Origin of the sequence: Shewanella chilikensis (genome assembly GCF_002836945.1) — a bacterium.
GTDB classification, from domain to species: Bacteria; Pseudomonadota; Gammaproteobacteria; order Enterobacterales; family Shewanellaceae; genus Shewanella; species Shewanella chilikensis.
Genome location: NZ_NIJM01000007.1, coordinates 104,128 through 111,983, shown reverse-complemented (window position 1 = coordinate 111,983; position 7,856 = coordinate 104,128). Strand labels below are relative to the sequence as shown.

Below are 7,856 nucleotides of genomic sequence, written 5' to 3'. Positions count from 1 at the left end.
TTTTGATCCTTTCAGTGAGATCGTCAAGCGATCTGTCTTAACTGATCGGCATTAGGCGCCTTGAGGCGCCTTTCTGAGCAAGCGTAAAATTACCAGATTTTCACGCGCTGGGCCGGTTCAATATACATGCCGTCACCTGGCTTCACGTCAAATGTGCTGTAGAACTGCGGCATATTGGACAGTGAACCTATGGCGCGGAACTTAGCCGGTGAATGAGGATCTGTGGCCACTCGGTTGCGCATGGCTTCCTCTTTGATCTTGGCACGCCAGATTTGGGCGAAGCCGAGGAAGAAGCGTTCATCACCGCTCAGACCGTCGATTACCGGAGCCTCTTTGCCCGCCAAGGATTTTTTGTAGGCCTTGTAGGCTATTGTGACACCTGAGAGATCGCCGATGTTTTCACCCAGGGTCAGACTGCCGTTAACGTGCAGGTCGTCAAACACATAGTAGCCGTCATACTGGGCGATTAGCGCCTTGCCGCGGGCGGCAAACTCTTTCAGGTCTTGTTCGGTCCACCAGTCGCGCATATTGCCTTCGCCGTCGAACTTGGCACCCTGATCGTCAAAGCCGTGACCCATCTCATGGCCGATAACCGCACCTATACCACCATAGTTGACGGCATCGTCGGCAGCCATATTAAAGAAAGGTGGCTGCAAGATGGCGGCCGGGAACACGATTTCGTTCATGGTCGGGTTGTAGTAGGCGTTGACGGTTTGTGGCGTCATGTGCCATTCGCCCTTGTCTATGGGGCTGCCCAACTTGGCCAGTTGCTTCTGATGTTCCACTTCACCGGCGCGGATCTCGTTACCGACCAGGTCGTCAGCTTTGATAGTCAGCTTGCTGTAGTCTTCCCACTTGTCGGGATAGCCGATTTTCGGGTTGAACTTGGCCAGTTTTTCCTTGGCGGCGACTTTGGTGTCTGCGCCCATCCACTCAAGTTCATCTATGCTGTCGGCGTAGGCACCGCGCAGGTTTTCCACCAGATGCTCCATCCGCTCCTTGGCTTCAGGGGCGAAGTGGCGCTTGACGTATACTTTACCCACGACTTCACCCAGCAGGCTGTTGACCTTGGCTACACCGCGCTTCCAACGAGGTTCCTGTTCTTGCTGGCCGTTGAGTGTCTTGGCGAAGAACTCGAAGTTTTCTTTATCCAGCGGCTCGCTCAGATCTGAGGCGAAGTGGGTCAACAGCTGCCAGCGCATATATGTCTTCCAGGTCGCCAGATCTGTGTCTTTGACTATCTGGTTTAGGCCTTCGATAAAGCTGGGCTGATTGATGATGATATCGGCTTGCTTGTCGGCGCCCAGCGCAGTCAGGTAGGCGTTCCAGTCGATGTCCGGCGCCAATGTTGACAGTTCTTTGACCTCAAATTTGTTGTAGGTCTTGGTGCTGTCACGGCTTTCAACCACATCCCAATGCTTGGCGGCGATGGCGGTTTCCAGCTTCATGATGGCTTCGGCGCTTTGTTGTGGCTCGGCAAAACCGGCCAGGGTGAACATCTTGACGATATGCTCAACAAAGGCCTTGCGGATGTTGACGAAACGCTCACCTTCGTTGAAGTAATAGTCTTTCTCCGGCAGGCTCAGGCCGTATTGCCAGATATGGGTGGCATAGCGGCTGGAGTCCTTGGCATCAACATCTATATAGAAGGCCATGGGCGTGCCGCCACCGAGAATTTGACTCTTGCCGAAGTAGGCCGCCAGTGCTTGCTTGTCTTTGATGGCATCTATGATTGCCAGCTCGCTCTCCAGTGGCTTGATCCCCAACTGGTTGAGCTTATCGCTGTCCATAAAGGAGCGGTAAAGATCGGCCACTTTTTGCTCGTCGCTGCCGGGCTTGAGATCTTTGCTTTGCGCCACTTCTTCAATAATGGCTTTGACATCGTCACGGGATTTTTCCCTGAGATCATAGAAAGCGCCTGTACTGGTGCGATCTGCCGGGATCTCTGTGTTCTTGATCCAGCCGCCGTTGACATAGGTATAGAAGTCATCCTGAGGACGAACAGACTTGTCAAAGTTGGCAAATTCAATTCCTGAGCCCAGAGCTTGGCTGACGGCGGCGGCAGTTGCAGTTTTGGCGACTTCCGGCTGTTTGGCTGTTTCAGCCTGGGTCTCAGCCGTTTTGTCATTACAGGCAGATAGGCCTGCGATGAGTGAGGCACACAATCCCCCAATGAGTACTTTTCTCATGCTGTTTCCTTTTCTTTGTTCTTTGCTGTCCCGCGAGGGGGCATTTTTATCAGATTGGCTGCACACCCGTTTGTTCGGGAAAAACCGCAGTGATGCCTATGTTAAGGCCTGTGTGGGAATGTAAACAAGTCCCGCAGCGATGACAGCGAGCCTCGGCGCCGCGGGAGTTGTAAGCAAAGGTTACAGGCGCTTATTTGAGTGAGCGTTTGACAGTCTTTGCCCTTTAGCCCGTCAGGCTCCATAATGGCGCGCAATTGACACGGCATAAACTCAAGAGGTTGGATAGCCAAGTGCGTTTAGATAAATTTATCTGTGAGTCTACAGAGCTGACCCGTTCCATGGCCAAGAAGGCGCTGCACCGCGGTGAAATCAGTGTCGATGGTGAAATCGTCAAGGACTCCAGCTTCAAGGTGCGTGATGGCATGAGAGTGTGTTTCGATGGTGAACCTATCAGCTTGATAGGCAACAGATATCTGATGTTGCATAAGCCGGTCGATACCATATGCTCAACCGTGGATGAGGTCTATCCTTCGGTCATCAGTCTACTGGAGATAGAAAAGCCCGAGAGCCTGCACATTGCCGGGCGCCTGGATGCCGATACCACGGGCTTGGTGTTGATTACCGACGATGGCCAGTGGTCGCACAAGCTAACCTCTCCCAAGAAGGAATGCGGCAAACGCTACCGGGTGTGGCTGGCCAGCCCAGTTACTGAAGACTTGATCCCACAATTTGCCGCTGGCCTGGCGCTGCACCGGGAAGAGGGGCTGACCCGGCCGGCGCAGTTGCAGCTGATTAGCCCGACCGAAGTCTTGCTGACTATTACCGAAGGTAAATATCATCAGGTGAAACGTATGTTTGCCGCTGTGGGCAATAAAGTGGAAGCCCTGCATCGTGAGTCAATCGGCGCCATAGAGCTGGATAGTGAACTGGAACCCGGTGAGTGGCGTTATCTGACCGAAGCCGAGATAGCCTCGGTAGGCTGAAGAAAAGGCACCAAGGCCAGCCGGAGGCCTTGGTGCGATACCGCTGATTATTGCTGCAGTTTAATCCGGCCACTGATGGTGTTGATACTGACATCGGCCTGGCCGGAACCGCTTTGGAACTGCAGCGATTCAGCCTTGGTGTACTTGGCTTTTTTCGGTGAGTCCTGAGTCAGTTGGTTGTCAATCTTGCCACCTGGGCCACCGCTGATATCAAAGGCGGCATTCGGCAGTTTGGCAAACTTGAGTTCAATATCGCCACTGACGCTATCGACATGGGCATTGCCGGCCAGGCTTTGCATGGCAATACTCAAGTCGCCACTGACGGTTCTGGCCTTGAGTGACTCGGGAGCCTTCAGGGTCAATTGACTCTTGCCCGAGACCTGATCCAGCTCCACTTCAATGGCATCACTCTCGGCGTTCAGTTTGCCACTCACCAGGCGATAACTTACCTTGCCCAGACTCTGTTTATCCTCAATGTCGCCGGAAACAGTTTCCAGATACAGTTCACCCTGGTTGCTCTGGGTGTGGATACTGCCGGATACCGTGGTCAGTTGCAGATTGCCTTTGAGATCCTGGCCCTTGATATCACCACTGACATTGGCCGAGCTGATCTCACCCTCCAATCCTTGCAGGTCATAATCGGCGGAAACGCCTTTAAGCTTCATATTGACTGTGGCGGGCAGAAAGATCTCCAGCTTTGAGCCGTCTTTGTCCCGGCTGTTATAGCTCTTGGGCAGCTTGTCTTCGATAACAAAGCTGCCGCCCTGCTGACCAAACACCAGGCCTTCACTGAGCTCATCCAGCTTGCCCTTGATGGCGACTTCAGCCTTGTCCCAACTGCGGATCTTCACCTCTCCCCGTTGGATCTTGATATTCAATTTGGCTCCGGACTCCAGCGCCGCACTTTGATCGACCTTCTCGGCCGCATGCAATACCGGGCTCAGCAGCAGGGCTGAAGAGAGTAGGGTTAGTGATATCTTGTTCATATGCTGATTCCTTGTTGATCGAGTTGAGTGGGCAGTTGTTCACCCCGGGTGAGCAGTTCTATCTCCCTTTGCTGTACCCAAAGCCAGAGTTGCCAAAGTTGTTGATCGGTCGGGTCTTGTTTTAGTGCCTGGAATATCTGCGCTGCGGCTTCCCTGAGTTCATCTATGCCGCGACTGAGCGGCGTGGTCATGCTGACCTTTTGCCATTGGCCGAAATTGACACTGGCTTCCAGTTGTTTCACCTGTTGTTGGTGTTGATACTGTAACTGCTCCAGCATGGCCAGCATCTGTGGGTCGACGCGGCTTTGGGTTTGCTGCAATCCCTGATAGCCGAGCAGGGATACCAACAGCAGACTGCAGGCGATAGCCAGATTACGCCAGCCGTTGCTGGATTTTGCGGCCTTGGGTGGCTGAGATTGTTCCAGCCTGGCGGCGATTTCAGGCCAGAGGTCACGCTCGGGTGTTTTTTCCCGTGGCAGTTGTTCTATCAGTTGTTCCAATGTTGGCTGCTTGTTCATGACAACATCTCCTGAAGCAAGTTTCTTGCCCTGTGGTACTGCGCCTTGCTGGTGCCGGTACTTGTGCCCATCATGGCGGCTATCTCTTCATGGCTGTAGCCCTCAATGGCAAACAGCACAAACACGACTCTGGCCCGTTCGGGTAACTTGAGGATCTTGCGCTCCAATACAGAGGTTTCCTCCGTGTGGGTTGTGGTTGATTCTTCTGTGTCTGCCTCTGTGGTCACCGGCAGAAATCTGGCCCAGAAGCTGCGCTGTTTTTTCAAACTACTCAATGCCTGATTGACGCTCAGGCTGTGCAGCCAGGTACTGAATTTGCTTTCACCGCGGAATTGGTCCAGCTTCTCCCAGGCTCGGATAAAGCAGTCCTGGGTCATCTCTTCTGCCAGTGGCACCTGGCCGGCCAGGTGCAAACACAATGCATAGACTCTGCCATGGTGCAGGCGGTAGAGCTCGGCGAAGGCAAGCTTGTCCCCCAAACGGGCACGCTGCACCAGCGGGAAGTCCACTTCTTGCTGGTATCTGGTTTCTGTCAGCTGTGGGCTGGCATTCACTGGGCTGTCCTTAATGGTTTGGGCGAGTCATGGTAATTGGATAGTTTGACCCGCTTAAAAGGTTTAAAAAAGAATAAAAAAATCCCAAAAATTTATCTGGTGGATTAATCAATCTGCTCGATGTTTTCTTTATTTGGTTATTTGCATATCCCTTAAACAAGCTTCACTGAAATCAGTTGTTTGCTTTCCGTTCCCTGGGAGGCCGGGGAGCCCCCTGGAAAGCTATTGTGTTTGGCAACCTGAGCACGACACTAACCTGTGATAAGGGAGTCATTGGGGAACCTTAGATTTTTATTGGGTTCATTTCTGATTTTTGAATATCGCATGCAATCGCTGTTTGTCGGGTTAAAACCTTCCTTGAATGACAGATGCTTGGCGCTTTCGTTTTTTTTGACTCAGTTAATAGAAAAATTTTTAATTTTTTTTGCACTGTGACAAGGCTAGTGACTGTTTTTAAATAGGTTAATCATTGACAATATAAGATGACATTTTTGTTACCGGATTAACTCAACTGACACTGGGACAGAATTGCGACTATTTTTTTAGAGTGACTCTTTTTATTGAGGTAACACCATGCTTATTCGCCATAAGTTGTTGCTGAGTGCCGCCGTTTCGATCGGCGCCTTGGTATTGATGTTTGCACTGCAGCAATATTCCAGCTCAGTGCAGACAGAACTGTCCATCGCCATCCAGAAAGTGGTTGAACTGGATAAAGAAGTATTAAGCATGCGCAAGAATGAGAAGGATTTTTTTGGCCGCCAGGATCTCAAGTATGTTGAGATACATCAGCAGGAAGCACAGGCTACAGCGCAGTTGATGCAAGAACTGGCACTGATCTTCAAGGAGTATGATCTCCCCGAGGCGCCGATAAACAGCTTTAACCGTGATTTAGCCAACTACCGCCAGTTGTTTACCGAAGTGGTGAAATTGCAACAGGAGATAGGCCTGGATCCCAAGACTGGTCTTTACGGTGAGTTACGCTCTGCGGTGCATAATGTCGAAAGCTTGGTGGCAGAACATAACGTGCCTGAGCTTATGGTGTTGATGCTGCAGCTGAGGCGTAACGAGAAAGACTTTATGTTGCGGCGGGATCTCAGCTACCTCAATAAGTTTGATAGCAATATTGAACGCTTCAATGAAGCCTTGAGCGCCAGTTTGCTGGACTACAGTGTTCGTAACAATATTGAGCAACTGATGAGCAAGTACCAGCAAAGCTTCAAGAGTTTGGTGGCCAAGGAACAGCAGCTGGGACTCGACGAGTCCAAGGGCATGATGGGGCAGTTGCGAGAAGCGATCTTTGCCACGGAAAGCTCATCTACCAAGCTGAAAGAATTGGCAATAGCCAAGGTGGAAAACGAGCAGCAGCACAGCTTCATGCAGGGGTTGGCATTATTTGGTCTTATTGCGTTGTTGTTGGTGGTCAGTACTGTGATGATTATCCGCAGTATTATGAGGCCGGTTGAGCGTATCACGGATGTCATTTCCCGCATCGAGCTTCAAAAAGATCTGTCGCTGCGCTGTGATGTGGACTCCAACGATGAGCTGGGCATGATAGGACGCCATTTCAACAGTATGGTGGAGAGTTTCCAGAAGCTGATCGAGCAGGTTATCGAATCAGTGGATGGCATGCGCCAGTCCTGTGAAGAGCTGTCCCGCAACGCCATCAGCGCCTCGGAAGGCGTGTCGAAACAGCTCAATGAAACCGATATGGTTGCTACGGCTATCACCGAGATGGGGGCTACCATAGACGAGATTGCCAAGAATACTGAACTGGCCGCAGGTAAGGCAGAACAGACCCACAACAATGCCCAGGAAGGCCAAGTTGAGGTTGAAGATACTATCAATAAGATCCAGTCTTTGGCCCAGCAACTGAACGACTCTGCCAATGTGGTGGCCGAGCTTGAAAAAGACAGTCAAACCATAGGCAGCGTACTGGATGTGATCCGCGGTATCGCCGAACAAACCAATCTGCTGGCACTGAATGCCGCCATTGAGGCGGCCCGTGCCGGCGAGCAGGGCCGAGGCTTTGCCGTGGTGGCCGATGAAGTGCGCAGCTTGGCGATGCGGACTCAAGAGTCGACCGAAGAGATTGCCAGCATCATTCAAACTCTGCAGAGCCGTACCCATTCGATAGTGGATATTATGGAGCAGAGCCAGAAGCAGGGCGGTGAGAGCGCTCAGCAGGCGGCCAGTGCTGGCACCTTGTTGGCGCAGATCAATGCCGATGTCACCAATATCATGGATATGAGCACTCAGATTGCTGCCGCTATTGAAGAGCAGAGTATGGTGGCCGCTGAGGTGAATAAGAACGTGGTGGTGATCCGTGATATTGCCGAGGAGTCGGCTCAGGCGGCAGAAGAGAATGCCACTGCATCCGATGAGGTTCGCCACCGCGCTGATTATCTGCACCAGGCGGTGAGCCAATTCAAAATCTAGTTATCCGGTCACAGATGAAAAACCGCGGCAATGTCCGCGGTTTTGTTTTAGTTGCAGTCGTAGTCTTTAGCGGTTGTGGCACTTTCTTGCTCTGCTGTGCAGACGGCTTTTGTCGAGGAGTCTGTCAGGAATGGCGGCAAAGGTTTTTGGTTCACAAAAGGCTTGGAGCTGACAGGGAATAAAAAATAGG

Annotated in this window: 6 protein-coding genes; 2 read left to right on the top strand and 4 right to left on the bottom strand. The window is 51.9% G+C overall.

From position 1 onward, the window contains the following. Positions 1–89: 89 nt before the first annotated feature. The gene (locus CX651_RS04245) at positions 90–2,189 is read right to left on the bottom strand and encodes a M13 family metallopeptidase (protein WP_101053858.1); all 2,100 of its coding nucleotides are present in this window, start codon (positions 2,187–2,189) and stop codon (positions 90–92) included. Between the two features lie 290 nt (positions 2,190–2,479). On the opposite strand from CX651_RS04245, the gene rsuA reads away from it, so the two are divergent. Beyond that, positions 2,480–3,172 carry a 16S rRNA pseudouridine(516) synthase RsuA gene (rsuA, locus tag CX651_RS04240; RefSeq protein ID WP_054744570.1) on the top strand — a complete coding sequence of 231 codons (693 nt, stop codon included), beginning with the start codon at positions 2,480–2,482 and terminating at the stop codon, positions 3,170–3,172. 47 nt (positions 3,173–3,219) lie between these two features. On the opposite strand, the gene CX651_RS04235 is transcribed toward rsuA, so the two are convergent. The 3 genes from CX651_RS04235 to CX651_RS04225 are packed head-to-tail and all read right to left on the bottom strand — an operon-like array spanning position 3,220 to position 5,230. Further along, on the bottom strand, positions 3,220–4,158 hold the full coding sequence (locus tag CX651_RS04235) for a DUF4097 family beta strand repeat-containing protein (RefSeq protein ID WP_101053854.1): 939 nt from the start codon (positions 4,156–4,158) through the stop codon (positions 3,220–3,222). Further along, the gene (locus tag CX651_RS04230; RefSeq protein ID WP_044735059.1) at positions 4,155–4,676 is read right to left on the bottom strand and encodes a hypothetical protein; all 522 of its coding nucleotides are present in this window, start codon (positions 4,674–4,676) and stop codon (positions 4,155–4,157) included. Before CX651_RS04230 ends, CX651_RS04235 begins: the two co-directional genes overlap by 4 nt. Continuing rightward, on the bottom strand, positions 4,673–5,230 hold the full coding sequence (locus CX651_RS04225) for an RNA polymerase sigma factor (protein WP_371873330.1): 558 nt from the start codon (positions 5,228–5,230) through the stop codon (positions 4,673–4,675). The genes CX651_RS04230 and CX651_RS04225 overlap by 4 nt, the downstream gene beginning before the upstream one ends. A 573-nt stretch (positions 5,231–5,803) precedes the next feature. Between CX651_RS04225 and CX651_RS04220 the strand changes: the two genes are divergently transcribed. Beyond that, positions 5,804–7,666, top strand: a complete 1,863-nt coding sequence (locus CX651_RS04220; protein ID WP_101053850.1) for a methyl-accepting chemotaxis protein — start codon at positions 5,804–5,806, stop codon at positions 7,664–7,666. The last annotated feature ends 190 nt before the right edge of the window (positions 7,667–7,856 follow it).

Excerpts from the sequence above, each read along its gene's own strand:
- CX651_RS04245 (WP_101053858.1), bottom strand. The coding sequence starts at position 2,189 with ATGAGAAAAGTACTCATTGGGGGATTGTGTGCCTCACTCATCGCAGGC.
- CX651_RS04235 (WP_101053854.1), bottom strand. The coding sequence starts at position 4,158 with ATGAACAAGATATCACTAACCCTACTCTCTTCAGCCCTGCTGCTGAGC.
- CX651_RS04230 (WP_044735059.1), bottom strand. The coding sequence starts at position 4,676 with ATGAACAAGCAGCCAACATTGGAACAACTGATAGAACAACTGCCACGG.
- CX651_RS04220 (WP_101053850.1), top strand. The coding sequence starts at position 5,804 with ATGCTTATTCGCCATAAGTTGTTGCTGAGTGCCGCCGTTTCGATCGGC.